Source organism: Myxococcus sp. CA033, assembly GCF_013336625.1.
Classification (GTDB): domain Bacteria; phylum Myxococcota; class Myxococcia; order Myxococcales; family Myxococcaceae; genus Myxococcus; species Myxococcus llanfairpwllgwyngyllgogerychwyrndrobwllllantysiliogogogochensis.
The window spans coordinates 113,141-132,007 of sequence record NZ_JABUMU010000009.1 but is presented as its reverse complement, the minus strand read 5'-3'; the positions used below and the strand labels follow the sequence as shown (position 1 = coordinate 132,007).

At 68.6% G+C, this 18,867-nt stretch carries 20 protein-coding genes; 7 read left to right on the top strand and 13 right to left on the bottom strand.

The features are described from left to right. Window positions 1-19 precede the first annotated feature (19 nt). Together HUA78_RS22640 and HUA78_RS22635 are read right to left on the bottom strand one after the other, a co-directional pair. The gene (locus HUA78_RS22640) at window positions 20-949 is read right to left on the bottom strand and encodes a LysR family transcriptional regulator (RefSeq protein WP_174453715.1); all 930 of its coding nucleotides are present in this window, start codon (window positions 947-949) and stop codon (window positions 20-22) included. Window positions 950-1,001: 52 nt separating this feature from the next. Continuing rightward, the gene (locus HUA78_RS22635; RefSeq protein ID WP_174477126.1) at window positions 1,002-1,592 is read right to left on the bottom strand and encodes a TetR/AcrR family transcriptional regulator; all 591 of its coding nucleotides are present in this window, start codon (window positions 1,590-1,592) and stop codon (window positions 1,002-1,004) included. 189 nt (window positions 1,593-1,781) lie between these two features. Between HUA78_RS22635 and HUA78_RS22630 the strand changes: the two genes are divergently transcribed. The 3 genes from HUA78_RS22630 (at window position 1,782) to HUA78_RS22620 (ending at window position 4,402) form a co-directional block, all read left to right on the top strand. Then, the gene (locus HUA78_RS22630; protein WP_174477125.1) at window positions 1,782-2,792 is read left to right on the top strand and encodes an NAD(P)-dependent oxidoreductase; all 1,011 of its coding nucleotides are present in this window, start codon (window positions 1,782-1,784) and stop codon (window positions 2,790-2,792) included. 34 nt (window positions 2,793-2,826) lie between these two features. Continuing rightward, the gene (locus tag HUA78_RS22625) at window positions 2,827-3,840 is read left to right on the top strand and encodes an NAD(P)-dependent oxidoreductase (protein ID WP_174466429.1); all 1,014 of its coding nucleotides are present in this window, start codon (window positions 2,827-2,829) and stop codon (window positions 3,838-3,840) included. Between the two features lie 136 nt (window positions 3,841-3,976). Continuing rightward, window positions 3,977-4,402 carry an ATP-dependent helicase HrpB gene (locus tag HUA78_RS22620; protein ID WP_174460570.1) on the top strand — a complete coding sequence of 142 codons (426 nt, stop codon included), beginning with the start codon at window positions 3,977-3,979 and terminating at the stop codon, window positions 4,400-4,402. Here the strand turns inward: HUA78_RS22620 and HUA78_RS22615 are convergent, their stop codons facing one another. From HUA78_RS22615 to HUA78_RS22605, 3 genes are all read right to left on the bottom strand, one after another. Then, the gene (locus HUA78_RS22615) at window positions 4,403-4,903 is read right to left on the bottom strand and encodes a MarR family winged helix-turn-helix transcriptional regulator (RefSeq protein ID WP_217439503.1); all 501 of its coding nucleotides are present in this window, start codon (window positions 4,901-4,903) and stop codon (window positions 4,403-4,405) included. 57 nt (window positions 4,904-4,960) lie between these two features. Beyond that, a complete protein-coding gene (locus HUA78_RS22610) occupies window positions 4,961-5,344 on the bottom strand; it encodes a response regulator (RefSeq protein ID WP_217439504.1) in 384 nt (127 codons plus the stop codon). Between the two features lie 77 nt (window positions 5,345-5,421). Continuing rightward, window positions 5,422-5,775: a helix-turn-helix domain-containing protein gene (locus HUA78_RS22605; protein ID WP_174453720.1), complete on the bottom strand. Its 354-nt coding sequence runs from the start codon at window positions 5,773-5,775 to the stop codon at window positions 5,422-5,424. 428 nt (window positions 5,776-6,203) lie between these two features. Between HUA78_RS22605 and HUA78_RS22600 the strand changes: the two genes are divergently transcribed. The 3 genes from HUA78_RS22600 to HUA78_RS22590 all read left to right on the top strand — a co-directional run bounded on the left by HUA78_RS22600 (window position 6,204) and on the right by HUA78_RS22590 (window position 10,831). Continuing rightward, window positions 6,204-7,499, top strand: coding sequence for a GDSL-type esterase/lipase family protein (locus HUA78_RS22600; protein WP_371745641.1), 1,296 nt, complete (start codon window positions 6,204-6,206; stop codon window positions 7,497-7,499). After that, on the top strand, window positions 7,496-9,718 hold the full coding sequence (locus HUA78_RS22595; protein ID WP_174477123.1) for a serine hydrolase: 2,223 nt from the start codon (window positions 7,496-7,498) through the stop codon (window positions 9,716-9,718). Before HUA78_RS22600 ends, HUA78_RS22595 begins: the two co-directional genes overlap by 4 nt. A 219-nt stretch (window positions 9,719-9,937) precedes the next feature. Further along, entirely contained in the window at window positions 9,938-10,831 is an 894-nt protein-coding gene (locus HUA78_RS22590; RefSeq protein WP_174466432.1) for a YIP1 family protein, read from the top strand. A gap of 10 nt (window positions 10,832-10,841) precedes the next feature. On the opposite strand, the gene HUA78_RS22585 is transcribed toward HUA78_RS22590, so the two are convergent. The 3 genes from HUA78_RS22585 to HUA78_RS22575 all read right to left on the bottom strand — a co-directional run bounded on the left by HUA78_RS22585 (window position 10,842) and on the right by HUA78_RS22575 (window position 13,151). Further along, window positions 10,842-11,267, bottom strand: a complete 426-nt coding sequence (locus HUA78_RS22585) for a low affinity iron permease family protein (RefSeq protein WP_174460574.1) — start codon at window positions 11,265-11,267, stop codon at window positions 10,842-10,844. Between the two features lie 104 nt (window positions 11,268-11,371). After that, window positions 11,372-12,463, bottom strand: coding sequence for a hypothetical protein (locus HUA78_RS22580; RefSeq protein WP_174466433.1), 1,092 nt, complete (start codon window positions 12,461-12,463; stop codon window positions 11,372-11,374). Between the two features lie 223 nt (window positions 12,464-12,686). Further along, window positions 12,687-13,151: a hypothetical protein gene (locus HUA78_RS22575; protein ID WP_174453725.1), complete on the bottom strand. Its 465-nt coding sequence runs from the start codon at window positions 13,149-13,151 to the stop codon at window positions 12,687-12,689. Window positions 13,152-13,369: 218 nt separating this feature from the next. Between HUA78_RS22575 and HUA78_RS22570 the strand changes: the two genes are divergently transcribed. After that, on the top strand, window positions 13,370-14,089 hold the full coding sequence (locus tag HUA78_RS22570; RefSeq protein WP_174460575.1) for a trimeric intracellular cation channel family protein: 720 nt from the start codon (window positions 13,370-13,372) through the stop codon (window positions 14,087-14,089). An 18-nt stretch (window positions 14,090-14,107) separates the two neighbouring features. On the opposite strand, the gene HUA78_RS22565 is transcribed toward HUA78_RS22570, so the two are convergent. The 5 genes from HUA78_RS22565 to HUA78_RS22545 all read right to left on the bottom strand — a co-directional run bounded on the left by HUA78_RS22565 (window position 14,108) and on the right by HUA78_RS22545 (window position 18,851). Continuing rightward, window positions 14,108-14,302, bottom strand: a complete 195-nt coding sequence (locus HUA78_RS22565) for a hypothetical protein (RefSeq protein ID WP_174460576.1) — start codon at window positions 14,300-14,302, stop codon at window positions 14,108-14,110. Window positions 14,303-14,721: 419 nt separating this feature from the next. Further along, the gene (locus HUA78_RS22560; RefSeq protein WP_174468851.1) at window positions 14,722-15,450 is read right to left on the bottom strand and encodes an SMI1/KNR4 family protein; all 729 of its coding nucleotides are present in this window, start codon (window positions 15,448-15,450) and stop codon (window positions 14,722-14,724) included. A gap of 3 nt (window positions 15,451-15,453) precedes the next feature. Beyond that, complete coding sequence (locus HUA78_RS22555; RefSeq protein ID WP_174477122.1) at window positions 15,454-16,779, bottom strand: DUF4150 domain-containing protein; 1,326 nt, start codon at window positions 16,777-16,779, stop codon at window positions 15,454-15,456. Between the two features lie 12 nt (window positions 16,780-16,791). Continuing rightward, window positions 16,792-17,832 carry a 3-oxoacyl-ACP synthase gene (locus tag HUA78_RS22550; protein WP_174477121.1) on the bottom strand — a complete coding sequence of 347 codons (1,041 nt, stop codon included), beginning with the start codon at window positions 17,830-17,832 and terminating at the stop codon, window positions 16,792-16,794. Continuing rightward, window positions 17,829-18,851 (bottom strand): DUF2169 domain-containing protein, encoded by a 1,023-nt coding sequence (locus tag HUA78_RS22545; protein WP_174477120.1) that lies wholly within the window; start codon window positions 18,849-18,851, stop codon window positions 17,829-17,831. The genes HUA78_RS22550 and HUA78_RS22545 overlap by 4 nt, the downstream gene beginning before the upstream one ends. Window positions 18,852-18,867: the final 16 nt, after the last annotated feature.

Sequence of the window (18,867 nt, the reverse complement as noted above, 5' to 3'; positions counted from 1 at the left end):
CCGCGCATGATGCTTATCATCACGTCGTGTGATGGTCCCCGAGCGCGAGCTGGCAGAGGGAGGTGAGCCGGTTGGAGGCCCACGTCGCCACGGGGCCCAGCGGCGTGCCCTTGCGGCGCACCAGGGCGAGGGGCCGCTGTGGCGGAGGCCCGCCCTCATAGGCGGCGAGCCGCAGACGCACCAGTCTCCCCGCCGCCAGGTCCTCGCTCACCAGGTGCTCGGGCTCGTGGCCCCAGCCGAGCCCGCCGAGGATGAGTGCATGTTTCGTCATCAAGTCCGCGACGCGCCAGCTTTTCGCGGAGAAGACGCCCCGGTCCGCCGTGCCTGTCTTCCCGGAGGGCAGGCGCTCACTGAGGACGAGCTGGGTGGTGGTGGCGAGGTGCTCGTCGGTGATGACGCCCTTCACCGCCGCGAGGGGATGTGACGGCGCGGCGACGGGGAGCATGCGCAAGAGCGCGATGGGGCGCTGCTCCAGGCCGGAGAGGTCCAGGTCCGCGCCGGCGATGGCGAGCGTGGCCTTGCGCTCGCGCAGGCGCTCCGTCACGGCGGCGAGCAGCTCCACCTCCAGCGTCAGCTCCACGCCGGGGTGGGTCTGCGCCAGCTCCTTGACGAAGGACAGCAGCGCGGAGGTCGGGAACATGGCGTCGACGACGAGCGCGAGCTTCGTCTCCTCGCCGCTCTTGAGGCGGCCGACGACTGTCTGGAACGTCGCGAGGTCGTCATGCAGTCGCTGGGCGGCGGCGACCACGGCCTCGCCCTTCATCGTCAGGCGGGGGACGCGGCTGCTGCGGTCGAAGAGGCGCATGCCGAGCTGCTTCTCCAGCCGCTGCATGGCCTGACTGACGGCGGGTTGTCCCTGGCCCAGGCGCCGGGCCGCCGCGGAGAAGCTGCCCTCTTCGGCCACCGCGCGGAGCGTCCGGAGCTGGTCGATGGTGACGCTGTCGAGCACCGCGTGACTGCATCACATCGACGCGGGCGTTGCACGCGTGGCGGGCCTTGCCCTACTTGCGCGCCGACAGCCAGGAGACGATGAGCGAGCCCAGCGTCGTCGCGGCGGTGCTCTCCGAGATGGCGCCCCGGAGCATGTCGCGTGAAATCGCCTCCGCCGCGCCGATGATGCCCACGCAGCGCAGGCGCAGGGTCTCCTTCGGCAGCTCGCAGTAGGGCGCGAGCGCGTCCCGGTAGAGGTCCACATAGCGGTCCAGAATCGTTTGATAGAAGGTCTCCATCTGCCCGTCGCCCTTGAGCGCGGCGGAGATGGCGTGCTGCTCGGGACCGATGGTCAGGTAGCAGTGCATGTACGAGCCGCTCATCACCCTGGCGACGTCCTCCAGCTTGCGTCGCGTGCGCTGGAGCGCCTCCTCGAACTCAGCGAGCTGCGCGGCGTCGATGCGCTCATACAGCGCCATCAGCAGCCCGGCGCGTGACTGGAAGTGCTCGTAGGGGATGGGCTTGCTGACGCCCGCGCGCTCGGCCAGGTGGGCGAGCGTCAGCGCGTCCGTGCCTTCCTTCCTCACCACCGCCATCGCCACGTCGAGCAACTGCTCGCGTCGCTGGGCCTTGGGGAGCTTCTTGGGGGCGGGTTCACTCATGGGACGTCGCGGCGGCACCCTTGGGGCTTAGCTGCCTCGACGCGGACGCGCAACCGGACCCTCGTCGTCGAAATCGTGGCGAACCTACTTTTAGTAACTTACTTTAAGTAGGGTCAACGCGGCACCATTTCCCGCCGGCCCTCCGGCCCCCTCAACCACTGCCTCTCGGGGCAGGGGAGCGCACCCGTCATGTCTTCGAACCCTCGGAAACCCGTCCTCATCATTGGTGGCTCGGGCGTTGTCGGCTCCCTGGCCGCCAAGGCCCTGCGTCGGCTGCAACCGGACCTGCCGCTCACGATTGGCGGCCGGGATGTGTCCCGCGCCCAGGCGGTGGCCCGCGAGGTCGGCCTCGCCGACGCCACGACGGTGGACCTGTCGCGGCCCGATTTGGGCCAGCCCTCGAGCCGCGCCTACAGCGCCGTCGTCCTGTTCGTGAAGGACGACACGCTCAACTCGCTGCGGTACGCGCAGGCGCACGGGCTGCCGTACCTGGGCATCTCCACGAGCCTGTTCGAGGTCGCTCCCGAGGTCGCCCTCCACATGCACCAGCCCACGCGCTCGCCCATCCTCCTGGGCAGCGCCTGGCTGGTGGGCGCCGCCACGCTGCCCGCGCTCCAGTTCGCCCGGGAGTTCCGCGCGCTGGAGTCCATCGCCATCGGCGCCGTGCTCGACGAGCAGGACGTGGGCGGGGCCGCCGCGTACGCGGACCTGGACCGGCAGTCGAAGGCCACGCCCAACACCCTCATCCTGGAGAACGGACAGTGGCGCTGGGTGGGAGGCGACGCGGCGCTGCGCACCTTCCGCGACGGAGAAGGGCAGGACGTCCAGGGGCAGGCGTACACGATGCTGGACCCCGCGAGCCTCGCCGCCGCGACGCAGGCGAAGTCCATCCGCTTCGATGTCGCCATCGGCACCTCCGCGCCGCGCCGCCGTGGCGAGCCCTTCTCCACCGAAATCATCTTCGAACTCGAAGGCACGCTGCACGACGGCACCCGGACGCGCGTGCGTCACGAGTTGATGCACCCGGAGGGACAGGCTCCGATGACGGCGGTGGGCGTGGCCGTGGGCGTCGAGCGGTTGCTCGGCCTCGCGGGAGGCGCACCCGTCGCACCGGGGCTCTACCTCCCCCATGTCCTCATCGAGCCGGAGTACCTGCTGCGCCGACTCCAGGAGTCCGGCGCCCGGCTTCGTCGCGCATGACCTTCCCCTCTCTTCCACGCACAGGAATCCCATCATGAACGCATCGAACCTGAAGCCCGTCCTCGTCATCGGAGGCTCCGGCATTGTTGGACGCCGGGCCGTGAAAGCACTGCGCGAGCTGCACCCGGAGCTGGCCCTCCGGATTGGAGGACGTGATGTGAGCAAGGCCGCCGCGCTCGCCAGGGAGCTCGGCCGGGCGGAGGCCGTGCGCATCGACCTGGAGCGCGATGATTTGGGCCTGGCTCCAGACGCCGCCTTCAGCGCCGTGGTGGTGCTGCTCAAGGACGACACCCTGCGCTCGATGAAGTACGCGCAGGCGCACGGGCTGCCGTATGTCTCCTTCTCCGACTTCGTCTTCGACATCGGCCCGGAGGTCGCGCTCCACATCCAGAAACCCACGGCCGCTCCCGTGCTCTTCCTGGGGCACTTCCTGGGCGGCACCGTGGCCATGTCCACCCTCCAGTTCGCTCGCGAGCTGAAGAAGGTCCACTCCATCCTGATTGGCGCCGTCTTCGACGAGGAGGACGTGGGCGGGCCCGCCGCCAGCGGAGACATGGAGCGGCTGACGAAGGGCGTGCCCAGCCCGCTGATTCGCAAGGACGGGAAGTTCCTCTGGGCCACCACGGAGGAGGACACGACGCGGACCTTCCAGGGGGCGGACGGCACGCAGTGGAAGGGCCGGGCGTATCCGTTGCTGGACGTGGCCACCCTCGCGGCGGTGACGGACGCGAGCACGGTGCGACTCGACTTCGCGGTGCGGGCCGCGTCGAGCCGCCCGGCCGGTCAGGGTCCCGGCCACGAGGTCATCATCGAGCTCATCGGAGAGTTGCCGGACGGGACGACGACGCACGTGCGCCACACGCTGGTGGATGGGGATGTGCATTCGGGGCTGAGCGGGAGGGGCGTGGCGCTCGCGGTGGAGCGACTGCTGGGGCTCGTGGGAGGGGCTCCCGTGGCCCCGGGGCTGTACTCGCCCGAGGGGGTGTTGGACCCGGCCCATGTCGTCGAGCGCCTGAAGGCGTGGGGCACGCGGATTCAGCGCGCGTGACTCGGTGAAGTGTCTCCCGCGTGGACGAGGGCCCGACCTTTCGGGAAGGGCCCTCGCGCCGCGCCAGGAGGCTGTCAGCCCCGGCGGGGATACTCGCGGGTGACGCCTTGCTCCACGCCCGAAGGAGACGGTCCCCATGACGAGCCCGCTGACCGCGGCACCACTTCCACTTCCGCCGCAGGTGACGCCGCCACCGGTGAGTGTCGCGGCCGAGAAGCACGAAGCGTCCCGGTTCGATGGCGTCCTCGCGGACAAGGCGAATGCCCCTTCGAGCCCGAGCGCTCCACGTGAGGTCGCTCCCTCGAGCGCGGTGTCCCCGGTCGCCAGCACCGAGCGGACGGTGCTCCACGGCATCTCCCGCTTCGTCCAGGAGCTGGAGCAGGGCCAGCGCGTGCTGGACGACATCATCCAGTCCGCGTCCTCTGGCGCGCACTACTCCAACGCGGAGTTGCTGGCGCTCCAGGCGTCCATGTACCGCTACACACAGTCCCTGGACCTGGTGAGTCGCGTCGTCGAGAAGGGCACCAGCGGGCTGAAGGACGTCCTCAAGACGCAGGTATAGCTACCCCGTCTTGCGGCGCTTGCTCGCGGGCGCGGGCGGAGGCTCCTGCTCCAGTCGGGAACTCAGGGCCTCGCGGATGGCGAGCACGCGGGCCTTGAGGTCCTGCAACTCCTCCAGCGATGAGCCCGACGCCTCCAGGATGGACGGAGGCACGCACTCCGCCTTCGCGCGCAAGCCGCGCCCCGAGGTCGTCAGCCGGATGCGCACCTGCCGCTCATCCAGCACGTCCCGCTCGCGCTTGACGAGCCCCGCGGACTCCAGCCGCTTGAGCAGCGGCGTGAGCGTCCCCGAGTCCAAGAGCAGCCGCTCCCCCAGCGCCTTCACCGTGACGTCGTCCTCTTCCCACAGCACCAGCATCGCCAGGTACTGGGGATAGGTGAGGCCCAGCTTCTCCAGCAGCGGCCGGTACGTGCGGTTGAGCAGGTGCACCGTCGAGTACAGGGTGAAGCAGAGCTGCTCGTTCAGGTGGAGCGCGTCGACGCGCTTCTTGGGCAGGGGCATGGCGGTTCCTCCCCGCAACATGCGGCCCAGGTCCATTGCGCGCAATGGAATCGCGCTTCAGGACGTTCCGGGAAGGCGCGAGCCGCGCAGCCAGTGGGGCACGCGCTCCAGGAGGTCGTGCCCGTCGAAGGGCTTGAGGAGGGTGTCGAGCACGGCCGGGTGGAGCACCCGCCGGGGCGTCAGGGCCACCACGGTCAGCCCGGTCCAGGCGGGGTGTCGGGCGAGGCGCTCCAGGAAGGCGTACCCGTCCATGCGCGGCATCTCCATGTCCAGCAGCACCAGGGAGGGGCGCCCGTGCACCTCCAGCCAGGTGAGCGCCTCCAGGCCGTCCTTCGCCACGGCGCTGCGATAGCCCGCGCTCGTGAGGACGTCGACCACGGAGGCGCGGAGGTCCGCGTCATCCTCCACGACGAGCAGCGTTCCTTCGGAGGCTCCTGGCATGAGAGGTCGTCTCCCTAGGTCATGGTGGGCGCGGGGTACAGGGAACATCTGCCGGTTCGCACCGGCAGAAGAGGTCCTCAGGTTTCCTCGAACATGGCCTGGAGCACCCTCCAGGCGAGCTTCACCTCCGGGCCGGAGAGGCTGGACAGGAAGTCGCAGATTTCCGCCACCTCTTCGGTGCGCTCCTGCTCGAAGCCGTTGAAGAGCGTCTTGAGCGACACGTCCAGGCCTGTCGTCAGCTTGCCGAGCGTATCCAGCGACGGAGAGAACGCTCCGCGCTCGATGCGACGGATGGCATCCACCGAGAGCTCGCACCGCTCCGCGAGTGCCTCCTGGGTGAGCTCCCGGTTGTTGCGAAGCTGGCGCACATGGCCGCCGAACTTGCGATGGAACCTCGTCCAGTTCGCTACCTTGTTCTTCGCATTCTCCATAGTGGGTGACGGGTAATCTGGGGACTCCGCGTCCCAAGTGAAGTGAAGATGTTGTCGGTTGGACCTCGGATGTCGCCCGTCCGCCAACTCGGAGGCCCTGTGTGTCGCAGGGTTGCGGGAAACCAGGAGGCAAGGTGCGAGCGCATCCCTCGCCCACGCTTCCCTGAGGAGCAGGGAGGCTGGCGGGCCGGGAAAATGCGCGAGCGGAAGAGTTCGTCTACGCTGCACGCCGCATGACGCATTCGGAAGTCGGGTGGGGTGGACGGCGGGCCGTGTTCCACGTCCTGGCCTGCTGTGGCCTCTTGGCCGCCTGTGAAATCGGTTCCGAGGTTCGCCCCCTCACCGCCCCGGAGCCTGTCACGGCCCCTCCGGCGGCGGCGGTGGCGCGCCCTCCGTCTGAAGCTCCGAGGCCACCCGAGCCCGAACCCGTGCCACGGCGGGTGGCGCCGGAGCCCACGGAGCGGACGCGGTCGACGCAGGCGCTGGCGGTGAAGCTCGGGGCGCTCGGGGCGAAGGTGGATGACCCGTGCGTGGCGCCCGTGGGCACGGGCTGCGCCCGCACCGCGCTGGCGTCCTTCTTCGAATCGTTGGATTCCCTGTCCGCCGGCACGGCGTCCGGGCCCACGGTCATCGAGGCCTTCGGCAACTCGCTCATCGCGGGGGACCGCATCGTGGACATCCTCCGGGACGACCTGGGCGCGGGCTTCGGCGCCGCGGGCCGGGGCGTGCTGCTGGTGGACCGGATGGCGCCCTATGGTGGGCGCGGACGCACCGGCTACAGCAAGGGCGGGTGGGAGCCCCGCACGCTGGGCGAGCTGCGCAAGCCCCCGCACCCGTTCGGAGTCACGGGCGTGTACCACGTGGCCACCGTCGCGAAGGCGCGCAGCCGCTTCAAGCTGGAGGGCGAGCCGCGAGGCACCCTGTGGTGGCTGGATGTCCCGCATGGCGGCGCGCTCACCGTCCTGAGTGGAGACACGGTGCTGGCCCGGACGGAGCCCACGGGAAGTGGCGAGTCGAAGGCCACGCGCTTCGAGCTGCCCGCGGGCACGACGTCGGTGGACGTGGTGGCGGAGGCGAAGGGCGCGGTGGTGCAGGGCGTGGTGTTGCAGCACGCGCGTCCTGGCATCGTCCTGGACATGCTCGGGGTTCCGTCCGCGGATGCGAGCCTCTATGCGCGGCTGGATGACGCGGCGCTGCGCTCGCAGCTGGCGGAGCGCGACCCTCGGTTGCTCGTCTTCTTCCTGGGGGGCAACGAGTCCAAGCGCCTGGAGTGGAAGCGCACGGATTTGGAGACGCTGCGCAAGGACTTGGGGGCGCTGCTGCGTCGGGCTCGAGCCGCCGCGCCGGGCAGCGCCTGTCTGGTGGTGGGGCCCATGGACGCGGTGCGCGACACGAAGGACCGGGGCAAGGCCTTCACGCAGCGCCCCTTCCTGGAGGCCGTCGTCGAGGCGGAGCGGGAGGTGACGCAGGCGGAAGGGTGCGCCTTCTTCAACCTCTACGCGGCCATGGGGGGCAAGGGCGCGCTCTCGCGCTTCCACCAGTCCGGGTTCATGCACGAAGACCTGGTGCATCCGCGCGGACGGGGGCTGGATGTGCTGGGCCACCTGGTGACGGACGCGCTGCTGCGCGCCTGGGTGGAGACGCCGCCGGCCTCCCGTCGCGTGGCCGCGCTGTCGCCCGCGGCCGGAAGCCCGCCTGGTTCGACCGTGGAGGCCGCGCCATGATGACGCCGAGGGGGCTCTTCGCCGCGCTGTGGTTGTTCGCGACTCCGGCGCTGTCGGCGCCGCGCCTCACGCCGGTGTGCGAGCCCGTGAGCGCGGAGGCCGCCGAGGGCCCGCGCGGGTTTTCTCCCGAGGTGACGCAGGCGCTGGATGCCATCGTCCGCTCGGAGCTGTCCCAGGGGCCCGTCGCGGGGCTGACGGTGGGTGTCACGCGCGGGGCGCAGCGTTGGGTGTGTGGCTATGGCCTGCGGGACGTGGCCAAACGTCTGCCCACGACGCCGCGCACCACGTTCCGCATGGCGTCCGTCACCAAGTCCTTCACCGCCGTCGCCGTCTTGCAGTTGGTGGAGCAGGGGAAGCTGGATTTGGACGCGGACATCCACACGCTGGTGCCGGGCTACCCGGCGAAGCAGTGGACCGTCACGGTGAAGGATTTGCTGGGACACCTGAGCGGGGTGCCCACGTATGACGGGCTGGCCTCCAGCAACAACGTGAAGCCGGTGAGCACGGGCGAGGCCATCTCCGCCTTCTCCGAGAAGCCGCTCGCCTTCGAGCCGCGCACCCGCTACCTGTACAGCACCTGGGGCTACAACCTGCTGGGCGCGGCGGTGGAGGCGGCGTCGGGGAAGTCCTATCGCGACTACCTGCGTGAGAACGTCTTCCAGCCCGCGGGCATGGAGCACGCGGACCTGGACGTCACCGCGACGCGCGACGAGCACCAGGCGGTGGGCTACCGCGTGAAGGACGGCGTGCTGAAGCCCTCGCGCTTCCTGGATGTGTCCAGTCGTTTCGGTGGAGGTGGGACGCGGGCCACGGTGGGGGACATGCTCGGCTTTGGTCGCGCGGTGCTGGCCCACCGGTTGGTGAAGCGGGACACCATGGGGAAGATGCAGGCGTCCATGGCCACGCGCGACGGGCGCCTCACGGACTACGGCATGGGCTTCGCGACCTATCCCCTGCGCGGCCACTACCTGGTGGCGCACGCGGGCGGGCAGCCGGAGACGACGACGCTGCTGGTGATGTTCCCCGCCGAGGACACGGTGATTGCGCTGGCCACCAACATCGAGGGCGAGGCGAAGCGGCTGAGGCGCCTGTCCATCCGGTTGATGGAGGGCGTGCTGGAGAGTGGTGTCACGCGCAGGGACGCGCACTTCACGGACCCGGTGGACTCGGTGGTGTACGAGGGACTGGGGCGCATCGCCAGCTATGGTCTGGCGTATCACCTGTGGGCCACGCGAGGGCCGGGCACGCTGCCGCCGGACGAGGACCTGCCGGGTGCCTTCGCTCGTGTGTCGGAGCTGCTGGACCGCAAGCTCATCGGCAAGGACGCGAAGGCGGCGCTGGAGCGCATCCGCAGCGGGCATGACCCGAAGCTGGGCTCCGTCTTCATCCGCGTGGGCGCGCAGATGGCGCGCACGTTGGAGAAGGCGCATGGCCCCGAGCGACTGCTGGCGTACCCGGCGGAAGGTCCGCTGTCGTTCTTCGCGGACTATCTGGCCGCGTGTGAAGCTCAGGGTGTGCCGGACACGGAGCGCTTCGGCGAGCCGCTGCGCGGGGACCTGCTGCGCTTCGTCGCCGGGTGGAAGCGGGCGGAGGTGCCGGAGTTGCTTCGTCTGCGGCTGGATGAGACGAAGAACCCGGAGGCGCACTGGCCCGCGCTGAAGAAGACGGCGGTCTTGTCGCCGGATGTGCGGCCGGACTATTCGGACGAGCTGCTGCGCGTCGCCGAGGGGTTCGCGTGGCGCAAGCAGTCCGCGAACCGCGTGCGTTGGCTGGAGCGGGCGGTGGAGTTGCAGCCGAGGAGCGTGGATGCCCGGTGGGCCCTGTCGCAGGCGCTGCTCACGGTGAAGCGGGACGGGGAGGTGCTGGCGCATCTACAAGAGGCCCTGGCGACGCCGCAGGGCGCGCTGGCGCTGGCGCCGATGTCGTTCCTCAAGCGCGTGGTGATGGACTCGGAGACGCCGCGCGTGGGGCTGGGCCTGGTGCGCGCGGCTGTGGCGCTGCACCCGGAGTCACCTGAGCTGTGGGAGGCCCTGGCGAAGCGGGAGAAGGCCCAGGGCCACCCGGCCGAAGCGAAGGCGGCCTTGCGTCAGGCCCGTCGCGCGCGCGAGGCCCGTCCTCCGGAGTCGACCGCCGAGCCGGCCAACCGGGCAGGCGTGGACCGTGGAACGGGCCCCGTGCCGGATGACCACGGCCTCGTGCGCCCTCGTCAGTCTCTTTGAGTCGAGGATGGCGCCGGCCTATCGAGCTGGCGTGTTGCGCGAGCCGCGTGCCGGGTGTCCCATGGATTCGTGCCGTGCGCCCGTGCCAGTCGCTTTGAGGCGAGGACTTCGCCTGCCAGCTGGGATGGGTGTGGCGCGAGCCTCGTGCTGGATGACCACGGCCTCATGCGCTCGCACGAGTCTCGCTTGGGCGAGGTCGTCCGGGAGGACTGTGCGAGGATGCCTCTCGTGTCCGGCATCCCGTGTCCCTTCTGTCAGGCCTCCTTCGCCCCCGGCGCTCAGCGCTGTCCGGCGTGTGGCGCCTCCTTGCTGGTTGCTCCTCCCGCCGACTCGGACGTGGCCGTCTGCGCCATCCATCCGGAGTGGATGAGCTTTCATGCGTGCACGCGCTGTGGCGCCTTCGCTTGCTCACAGTGTCTGCGCGAGGGTCCTCGCGGCGAACTGGTCTGCGCGCGGTGTCATGAGCGCTCGCCGCACGAGCCACTCCCGTGGGACCAGCGCGAGGAGTTGGGCTGGGCGAAGGCGTTCTGGAAGACGTGCGTGGAGGTGATGCTGCGTCCGGGCGTCACCTTCGGACGGATGTCACCGGAGGGGAGCGTGGGCAGCTCGCTCCTCTTCGCCTTGCTCACTGCGTTCGTCGGCTACTTCGTCACCAGCCTGTTCTACTTCGCCGTCCTGCTGGTGGTCCCCTACGAGAACCTCGCGTCCCGAGCGATGGGCGAGCCAGGCCCTTCCTTCTTCCGGGGCCTCGTTGTCTTCTTCTTCTTCGGCTGGGTGGTGGTGATGCCCGTGCTGAGCATGGTCATCACGGTGGTGGCCTCCGCGTTGGACCACGTGGTGCTGCGGCTGGCGGGAGCGCCGAGCACGTTCGCCGCGACGCTGCGCGGACATGCCCTGTCCCAGGGCGTCTACCTGCTGGGCCTGGTGCCCTTCTGCGGCATGTATGTGATGCCCTTCTGGAGCGCTGGCGTGCGAGTGGCCGCGTACCAGAAGCTGTACCGCGTGGGTTGGGGACAGGCTGCCCTTGGCGCGCTGCTGGTGCCCGTCCTCTCCTGCTGCCTGGGCGTGGGCGGCTATGCCGCGATGATGATGTCGCTGGTGAAGTCGCCCTAGTCGCACAGGCTCAGTGCTTCGAGCCCGGGTCCGATGCGGGCTCGTGCCGGTCATCGTGCCCCTGGGCGACGTGGCGTCCCCGGGCGCGCTCATGCACGCGCTTGAACTGGAGGGAGAGCTCCGCGAGCTCCTCCTCGGTGGCGTCCTCCAGGTCCGTGAACTCGTTGCGCGCGTGCTTCTGTGCGCGGATGAGTTCGTCGAGCTTGAGGTGGATGGCCTTCGCGTCGCGGTTCTGCGTGGCCTGGATGACGAACACCATCAGGAAGGTGATGATGGTCGTCGACGTGTTGATGACGAGCTGCCACGTGTCGCTGAAGTGGAACAGCGGCCCCGTCACCGCCCAGATGACCACCACGGACACCGCGAGCAGCAGGGCCTGGACGGAGCCCACACGCTCGGACACGCCCTGGGCGAACTTGTGGAAACGCTCGTGCATCCCTCAAGGGATGGGCATGAGCGGGAGGGTTGGCTTGCTTGCGCGGACGCTCGCATGCCGGGCTGGCGAGGGGCCCGAGAGCCTGCTCACCCTCCAGGCAGTCGCTACTGCCCGGCGGAGGTCCCCGAGGGGAGGGCCGCGGTGACGGTGCGCTGCTTGGGCCAGAAGCGCGCGCCATGCACGCCGTCCAGTTGGGCGATGCGCTTCTTGCTTCGCGCGTCGTAGATGCGCGCGCTGTGGTCGGAGGCCACGAGCAACAGCGCGCCTCTCACGCGCAGCTCCACCACCGACGTGGGCTCCAGCGACAGGGCCTCCGGCTCGGACAGGCGATCATTCGCTTCCCAGCGCAGCGGCGGCATCAGCACTGGCAACTCGCGCGCCGCGCGCCACGCGTACAGCGGCCCTCCGTGCGTCTCCAGCGAGACCCAGGCGCCGTACTCCGTGTGGCCCTTGTCCTTCACCACTGCATCCAGACGCACCGCGTCCTCGCTGCCCTCGGAGAGCTCCGTCGCCGTGGGCGCATCCGGGTCCGCGCCGAACGTCGAGGACACCAACTGGCTGGCGGTGGCCAACGCCGTCGTGCCCGCCGCGTCCTCTCGCTCGTACACCGTCGCGACGGACTCGATGCGCTTCCACGCCTCACCCTCGCGGCGGTACGCATGCGCGAGGCCCGGGCTGCCCTCCGTTTCCGGCACGGGCAGCCGCCGGCCATCCACGACGAAGACCTCCTCGCCTCGCTCTTCCTTCCGCGTCAGACCCTCCAACTGCGACACCAGGGCGACGACACGGCCCTGTGCGTCAAAGCCGAGCGAGTCCGTGTGCCCCTCGTCTGGGAGTGCGAGTGACACAAGGCCCTGGGGTGAGTCGAATTCCACCTTCCAGGCGCGTGGCGGCACGGTGCCTCCGCCCCGGTCCACCAGCGCGCCCTGCTTGCCGTCCGGGCTCCAGGCCATGCCCAGGCGCTCGCAGGGAGCCTCCACGGTGGCCAGGGCCTTGCGTAGGCCCGTGGCGTCCTGGCGCATCCAGGTACAGCCCGAAGGGGACGCGTCCTGGAGGAGCGAGAGCGCGAAGGTGGGGGCGGGCTCCGCGGACGGAGGGGGCGCCGGAGTCGCGGGCGCGGGGTCCTGTGACTTCTTGCAGGCACCCCCGAGCAGCAGGGTTCCGAGGAAGAACGCGGGGCCAAGGCGGCGGAGCATGAGGCTCTCCGGTGCGGGTTCCCTCTCACCATCGCAGAACGCCGGGAGTGGGAGGAAGTCACCCCTGGAGTACACAGCGCAGAACTTTCAATAGCCCACGCGTGGATGGGTGTCATTCACCCCGCCTGCCGTGTCGAGGTGCTCGTTGCAGGACAATTTCTCGGAGGGTGCGCGCCGAGCTACTCGACGCGCCGGGCCTTGTCCGCGCCGCTGACCGCGGGACTCAGACGAGCCAGCCGCTCTCGTCGAGGAAGAGGGCTTCGCTGAAGGGGTCTTCGTCCTTCTTCTCGCGCGCGGGTGGGGTGTCCGCGAAGTAGAGGCTGCGGCCGTCCTTGACGACGTGCAGGACGCGCAGGTCCTCGCGGGCGCGGGGCGTGACGATGAGCGGGTTGCCGGAGAGCACGACGAAGTTGGCGCGCTGGCCTGGCGCGAGGGTGCCCTGGGGTTCGGGTTCCTCGTCCGAGTTGCCGCTCGACAGCTTGTCGACGACGGCGGGAATCACCGTCCCACCCTGGAGCGGGATGACCTCGGTGTCGGGGCCGCGCAGCGCGAGGACCTCGGCGCGCGTGCCCACGGCGAGGATGTGGCCGTCCTGGAGGGCCAGGGCCTCGGCGGTGGGCTGATGCTCGTTCATGGTGAGCAGGGTTCCACCCTCGAAGATGCGGTCAGCGGGTCGGGAGGGATTCATGGCCTTCGCTCCGGGAGACGCGGGTAGACAGGTAAGTTGCGTTCGCGCGGAGGGCGCGGCCATGGGGGCAGGGAGATGTTGTCCTGTCGCCCGAGTGCCAGCCCGCTGGGGAGGGAATGCCGGGCATGCGGCCCCTGACCCTCCCGGCGCGGGTTGCTGGTGGACCGCGGCGTCCCCACGCTGGTGGATGGCGGTGTGCTGACGGGCCGCCGCGCGCCATGTCACTCGACCTGACTGAACCGAATGTGCAGGAGCAGGTCATCTCCTTGGGGACGCTCGTCGCGGACCTGTTGGGGGTGTTCTCTGGCTCGGTGTTGGGGGCGCTGCTGGCCGAGCGGCGGAAGATGGACCTGATGGGCTTCCTGGTGCTGGGGCTCGTGTCCGGCGTGGGGGGCGGAATCCTGCGCGACACGCTGCTCCAGGTGGGGCCGCCGCTGGTGCTGGTGAAGCCCGCCTATCTGGTCGCGGCCTTCACGGGGGCGTTCGCCGCGTTCCTCTTCGAGCTGCGGCACGGGCCGACGGTGAAGCTGTTGTCCGCGCTGGATGCGCTGACGCTCGGCTCCTTCGCGGTGGCGGGGACGCAGCGGACGCTGGAGGTGGGGCTGAGCCCTGGGACGGCGGTGCTCATTGGCATCATCACCGCGGCGGGGGGCGGCATCATCCGCGACGTGCTCATCCGGCGCACGCCCACGGTGATGAGGCCGGAGCCTGGGTATTACGCGCTCGCCGCCTTCGCGGCGAGCCTGGTGTGTCTGGCATTCTCGCTGACGGGGCACCGACGGCTGGCCCTGGTGGCGGGAATGGCGGTGGGCGCGGCGGTGCGGCTCATCTCCGTGCGGCGGGGATGGAGGCTGCCCGTCAAGCGCACGCGCGACGCGCCCCGGAAGGGGGACGACTTCGGCGGGCCTGGCGAGGACGAGGGCTGGACGAAGCCGTGAGGCTCGGGGCCCTGTGTCTCAGGGCTGTTTCTTCTTGCGGAGGACCTCGGCGGGGAGGTTGCGCCGGAAGGGGCGCAGGAGGGCCGCGACGACGGGCGCGACGGGGATGGGCAGGGCGACGAGGATGAGGATGAAGAGGAGACGGAAGGCGCGACGGATGTATCGCGCGAGCGCGCGCAGGAAGGCGAGCGCCCGGGAGAGGAACCGGGACATGGGTGCTCCTGGGACTGAGGGGACTGCCGGAAGGCGGAGGCGTTCCGGGAGGGCTCAGTGGAGGAGCGACCTGTGGAGCAGGAAGAGGCGCCGGGTGGGGCCTGGGGGATGCCTCTGGACGCGACCGTGGACCGGAGAGGTCGAGGTGGCGGAGGCGGTGGGTTGGGCTTGGCCGGGGGTGGCGTGCCAGGCGTAGCGGACCAGCTCGGGGGCGCGCGGGGTGGAGGCGGAGCCGCTGGACTGGGAGGCGGAGACAGGAGCCGGGCGGGGCAGGGCCTGCGCCGAGGCACCGCTACCAACGAGCGTCAGGCAGGCGAGGAAGAGCCTGAGCCAGCGCAGGAGGTGGGAGGGGTGCCCGTGCATTCCGGCTCAACATCGCCATGGGGTGGGGAGAGTCAAGTTGGCGGGGGCGGGCGGGTTCACCAGGTGGACCTCTTGAGGTCTGTGTTGTCCTCGATGAGTGCCTGGAAATGCCTGAGCTGCTCGGCGCTGTGCATGCCCACGCGAATGTCGAAAGTGGAGTCATCGGGCGGGCGGTAGAGCCGAATGGCGGCGTCATCCCGTTCGAAGAGCATGCTGTAGCGAGGGTAGGGCAGTCGCTCGAATCCCGTCTTCTCAAGGATGCGGGCGAGGTCCTCGATTGTGCTGGCCTGGAGGTCATTCCCTCGGTGGTAGCGCGCTTGAAGGGGGAAGTTCGGCAGATGGACGTATTCCATGGCCCAGAGGAAGAGCATCTCCCGGAAGCTCACGAAGTCTCGATGCAGCTTTCTCTGTGGATGCTCACCGAAGGGCATGCGCACCACCTGGTAGTCGCCATCCTCTGATGGGGATTCCAGGTCGAGCCAGTATGGCGTGGGCGCCAACGGGTCTGGATCCCCGAAGATGAAGAGGAACGTCCTCGGAGGCAGCTCGCTTTGAGGAGAAAGTCGGTACAGCTCGGCGACATTCAGGAGAGGATCGTATGAGCGAACATGGGCGAGAAGCGGACCGCCGCTGACGCCCATGCTTCTAGCAAATTCCCGATAGGGGACCGGAAGCGGTTGGCCAAAGACCTCTTCAAGTTCATCAATCAACCAGTCGGGGTATCCTTCAATCCGGTCTTGGTATCCAGGAGAGAAGCGCTCGAGAAGTGTTGTCAGTTTGTCCATGGCTCAAGCGCATTCTTTGTGGTTGTGGCAGAGCATCTCAGGGGTGAGTTTTTGACAGGCATCGCACGATGGAACTGACTCACCATGGCTGAACTCGCCCTTGACTTGCCGTGTCGCTTGCTCATCGGTTCGGCTGTATTCCACGCTGACTGTGAGGGGAAGAAAAGGGGAGAAGTAGCGCTCGGACATTGCACGGAGCTTGTGTCCGTTGGAGCCTCCTGCTTGGAGAAGCTTGGGTGCGGCGCACTCCCATTTGTCGCGCCCCAGTCGTTTCATCTCCCCAATTTGATGTTCACTGGTCTGGAATCCTTCGACGAGCTCGAAGGGAGTGGCTGCCACTGCCTCCCGGAAACCGGTCGAGGCCTGCCCAGAGCAAGACGTCAACATTCGTGGATTTTGAGGACATTTGCAGAGACATGAACCAACCATGTAGCCCTCGACGAACGTGTTGAACTTTTCGTCGTGACGTAGCACAGGCTTCATCTTCTTGAGCTGGTCATTGGTTTCATGCATCTCCTGTTGGACCGCTTGCGTTAATTTCAGGTCTTCGGCTCTTTTCTCCTTCAGGGCTTTTTCGGCGACCTTAAGGTCGTTTTGGACAAGGATAAGATTGTTCTTGATTGCTGGGATGTCGTTTCCTGCTGGAGACTTGAGTTGAAGTAGGAGTTCTTCCTTCTTCTTTATTTGGGGAGCCAGCATCTTGCTTGCGTCTCTGGCTTCTTGAAGAGACTTTTGTTCGGCGGCTTTTCGGCCCTCTCTCAATCGGAGATATTTCTCGATGAGGGGCCGTTGCTCATGAAGCCTCCGAATGAGTTCAGTGAAAACCAGCTCTATGTTGGCGACGGCTTCGCCCGTCTCGTGGACACGGTGACTCTCCGTCGACTTGCCGCACGCGGTGCACTCCGCGTCGTCTCCGTAGGCCCAGGCGGTGCGCCCGTCGGAGATGAAGGTGGTGTTGTACGTGTTCCCGTTGTGCAGGGTGACGTCGAGGTAGCGGACCACGCCCTTTCCCTCCACCTTCACGTCCATGCTGCCGCTGCCCCAGGCCATCTTCCCCTTGAACTTGGAGGAGATGAGGCCTCCCGCTGTCCCCGGCTCGTCACCCGAACTCGTGCTCAGCTCCGAACTCGTCAGCGCCACGGGGTGGCCCTCAATCGTGACGCTCGTGCTCCCCTTCGTGAGCATCGAGTCCTGCGCTGAGTTGACGAAGGGCGTCGGCACAGGTCCTCCCGGTGTCGGCACCTTACAAACATCGGGCGCCGCCGAGGTGTGCGTGTTGCCGTCACCCTTGTGGAGAATCGAACGGCCATTCGCGTAGACGCGACCCATGGTTCCTCCTCTTCACGACTTCGGAATCATCTCCACCACGCACGCCCCCACACGCCCCCCATCCGCACTCCCATAGATGAGCGTCCTCCGCGCCGCTGGCTCCCTCCACCTCGCTCGGTGCAAGGCCACGCCCAGCATCACAGGCCCCGCCCCAGCCCCCGCGTCCCCCAGCCCCTCTCCCGCGAGGTGGACCCGCAACGGCTCCGGCATCAGCCCCGCGTTTCGCAGGTACGCCCGCGAGAACTCCGTCCCCCAGAAGGACTCCCCCGGCTGACAGGCCAACACTCCATCCACACGCCGCCCGCCCATCACCCCGTCGCCCCGCACGCTCTGGAGCACCTCCGTCAGCCCTTCCGCCAGACTGGGCGCCGTCCGCGCAAAGGGTCGAGGCTCGACCGCCAACGCGGTTCCCAGCACGACACCCACCTCCTCCAACCCGAGTGACTTCGCCGCCCCTGTCCGAGTGAGCACGACAAAGCCCGCGGCCTCGCCAGGAATCCGTCCGTCCGGGTTCTGCCGCCCCAGATGGAGCCGTGCCTTCGAGAGCCCCTCCAGTGATACCGCATCCCCCAACGAGTCCACCGCCCCCACCAGGGCGACTGCCCCGGCTCGACCGGACTGCAGGTCTCTCGTGGCCGTGGCCAGCGCCTCGAAGAAGGCCGCTCTTCCTCCGTCGTGAACTTTCACCAACTCCAGTCGCCCTTCGGCTTCCGCCAGCAACGCGGACACCAGTGACTCCCGCTCCACCTCCGCCCCCAACCCAGGCTCCGGGAGCCCGAGATACACAGGCACACGTCCTCTCGGTGGCAATCGCTCCAGCACGGGCCGCACCCCGACCAGGGCCTGTCGCGCCAACGCGGACATGCGCTCTGTCCGTGTCATCGCCGCGTCCAGGAGACTCAGCCGAGACGCCCTCACCGGTTCACCCAGGTCGTCCTCGACTTGCGTCTCCGCGAAGCGCACGAGGCCCGCTCGCAGTGACGCGAGCGTCAGGTGTGTCGTCGTCCCGATGGGCGTACACAACCCCAGCCCCACCACCCTCGCTCCGCTCATGACACGTCCTCCCACGACTCCAGCAGGCGCACCGTGCTCACCTCATGTGTCGCCAACCTCCGATGCGCCGGAAACGTCGCCCGCCAGGTGAGCACCACCCGGCGCTCCTCGGGTTCCAACCGCACCTCGTCCAATGTCATGCGGCGCTTCTCCCGTTGCCCCGCGAACGTGCAGCTCGCCAGCAACCTGTACTCGGGCAGATGGAACGCCAGCGGTCCGTCCGGCGACACTCCTTCCAGCACCACGGGTTCACCTCCTCGCAAGTGAGATGAGGCGCGCATCGTCTCGGGCGCCACCTGGAAGAAGCGCTCGTCGAAGTCCGCGGGCCACAGGGGCGCTCGCTTCTCCACCCATGAAGAGTCGTAGGTCCCTGCCCAACCCACTCGTGGCTGCCAGTGCCGAGCCACCGGTCCAAAGCCACATGGAGGCGGTCTGTCCGACCACCCGCGCACCGGTGCCTCCGGCGTCTCGATGGATGGCAACGGCTGCTCCAGCGCCTCTTTCGCGCTCGTGTAGAACCCGCGTCCCACCGGGTTGCGCGGCTCGTACCCAGACGCTCGTGTGCCTCCGAAGCTGTACTCGTACCGCAGCGGCAGGGATTCGAACGGCAGCGGGGCCGAGGCGCTCAGCCCGACCAACCCCCGATACCAGACGCGCGTGCCCCAGACCTGTGCCCGCTTCTCCACGGGCCCCACGCGTACTCGCACTTGAGTCCCCGTCACCTTGCGGCCGCGTGGTGCCCACGCTCGCCCGTCCAACAACACGTCCGTCGCACGCCGCGCATAGGACGACGGTGCTTCATGACGGAGGCTCGATGTCTCCGGTGGTCCCCAGTACGCGTCCATCCTCGGTGGCGCGGATTGGATATCGCTCAACGCCAACGGAGCCACCGAGGCTCGTCCAGGCGCGGGGAGGGTGAAGCTGCCAGCCACGATGAGGATGAGGCCGTCCTCTCCTTCCTTTGTCTGCGTCAGGAAATCAGTGGCTGCGAACGGAGTGAGGTTCTCGAGCGCGGGCATGGTGTGAGTCCTCGGC

What these genes read in the sequence shown, in the direction of transcription:
- HUA78_RS22635 (WP_174477126.1), bottom strand. Translation starts at nt 1,592, where the DNA reads ATGAGTGAACCCGCCCCCAAGAAGCTCCCCAAGGCCCAGCGACGCGAG.
- HUA78_RS22630 (WP_174477125.1), top strand. Translation starts at nt 1,782, where the DNA reads ATGTCTTCGAACCCTCGGAAACCCGTCCTCATCATTGGTGGCTCGGGC.
- HUA78_RS22625 (WP_174466429.1), top strand. Translation starts at nt 2,827, where the DNA reads ATGAACGCATCGAACCTGAAGCCCGTCCTCGTCATCGGAGGCTCCGGC.
- HUA78_RS22620 (WP_174460570.1), top strand. Translation starts at nt 3,977, where the DNA reads ATGACGAGCCCGCTGACCGCGGCACCACTTCCACTTCCGCCGCAGGTG.
- HUA78_RS22615 (WP_217439503.1), bottom strand. Translation starts at nt 4,903, where the DNA reads ATGCCCCTGCCCAAGAAGCGCGTCGACGCGCTCCACCTGAACGAGCAG.
- HUA78_RS22610 (WP_217439504.1), bottom strand. Translation starts at nt 5,344, where the DNA reads ATGCCAGGAGCCTCCGAAGGAACGCTGCTCGTCGTGGAGGATGACGCG.
- HUA78_RS22605 (WP_174453720.1), bottom strand. Translation starts at nt 5,775, where the DNA reads ATGGAGAATGCGAAGAACAAGGTAGCGAACTGGACGAGGTTCCATCGC.
- HUA78_RS22595 (WP_174477123.1), top strand. Translation starts at nt 7,496, where the DNA reads ATGATGACGCCGAGGGGGCTCTTCGCCGCGCTGTGGTTGTTCGCGACT.
- HUA78_RS22590 (WP_174466432.1), top strand. Translation starts at nt 9,938, where the DNA reads ATGCCTCTCGTGTCCGGCATCCCGTGTCCCTTCTGTCAGGCCTCCTTC.
- HUA78_RS22585 (WP_174460574.1), bottom strand. Translation starts at nt 11,267, where the DNA reads ATGCACGAGCGTTTCCACAAGTTCGCCCAGGGCGTGTCCGAGCGTGTG.
- HUA78_RS22580 (WP_174466433.1), bottom strand. Translation starts at nt 12,463, where the DNA reads ATGCTCCGCCGCCTTGGCCCCGCGTTCTTCCTCGGAACCCTGCTGCTC.
- HUA78_RS22575 (WP_174453725.1), bottom strand. Translation starts at nt 13,151, where the DNA reads ATGAATCCCTCCCGACCCGCTGACCGCATCTTCGAGGGTGGAACCCTG.
- HUA78_RS22570 (WP_174460575.1), top strand. Translation starts at nt 13,370, where the DNA reads ATGTCACTCGACCTGACTGAACCGAATGTGCAGGAGCAGGTCATCTCC.
- HUA78_RS22565 (WP_174460576.1), bottom strand. Translation starts at nt 14,302, where the DNA reads ATGTCCCGGTTCCTCTCCCGGGCGCTCGCCTTCCTGCGCGCGCTCGCG.
- HUA78_RS22560 (WP_174468851.1), bottom strand. Translation starts at nt 15,450, where the DNA reads ATGGACAAACTGACAACACTTCTCGAGCGCTTCTCTCCTGGATACCAA.
- HUA78_RS22555 (WP_174477122.1), bottom strand. Translation starts at nt 16,779, where the DNA reads ATGGGTCGCGTCTACGCGAATGGCCGTTCGATTCTCCACAAGGGTGAC.
- HUA78_RS22550 (WP_174477121.1), bottom strand. Translation starts at nt 17,832, where the DNA reads ATGAGCGGAGCGAGGGTGGTGGGGCTGGGGTTGTGTACGCCCATCGGG.
- HUA78_RS22545 (WP_174477120.1), bottom strand. Translation starts at nt 18,851, where the DNA reads ATGCCCGCGCTCGAGAACCTCACTCCGTTCGCAGCCACTGATTTCCTG.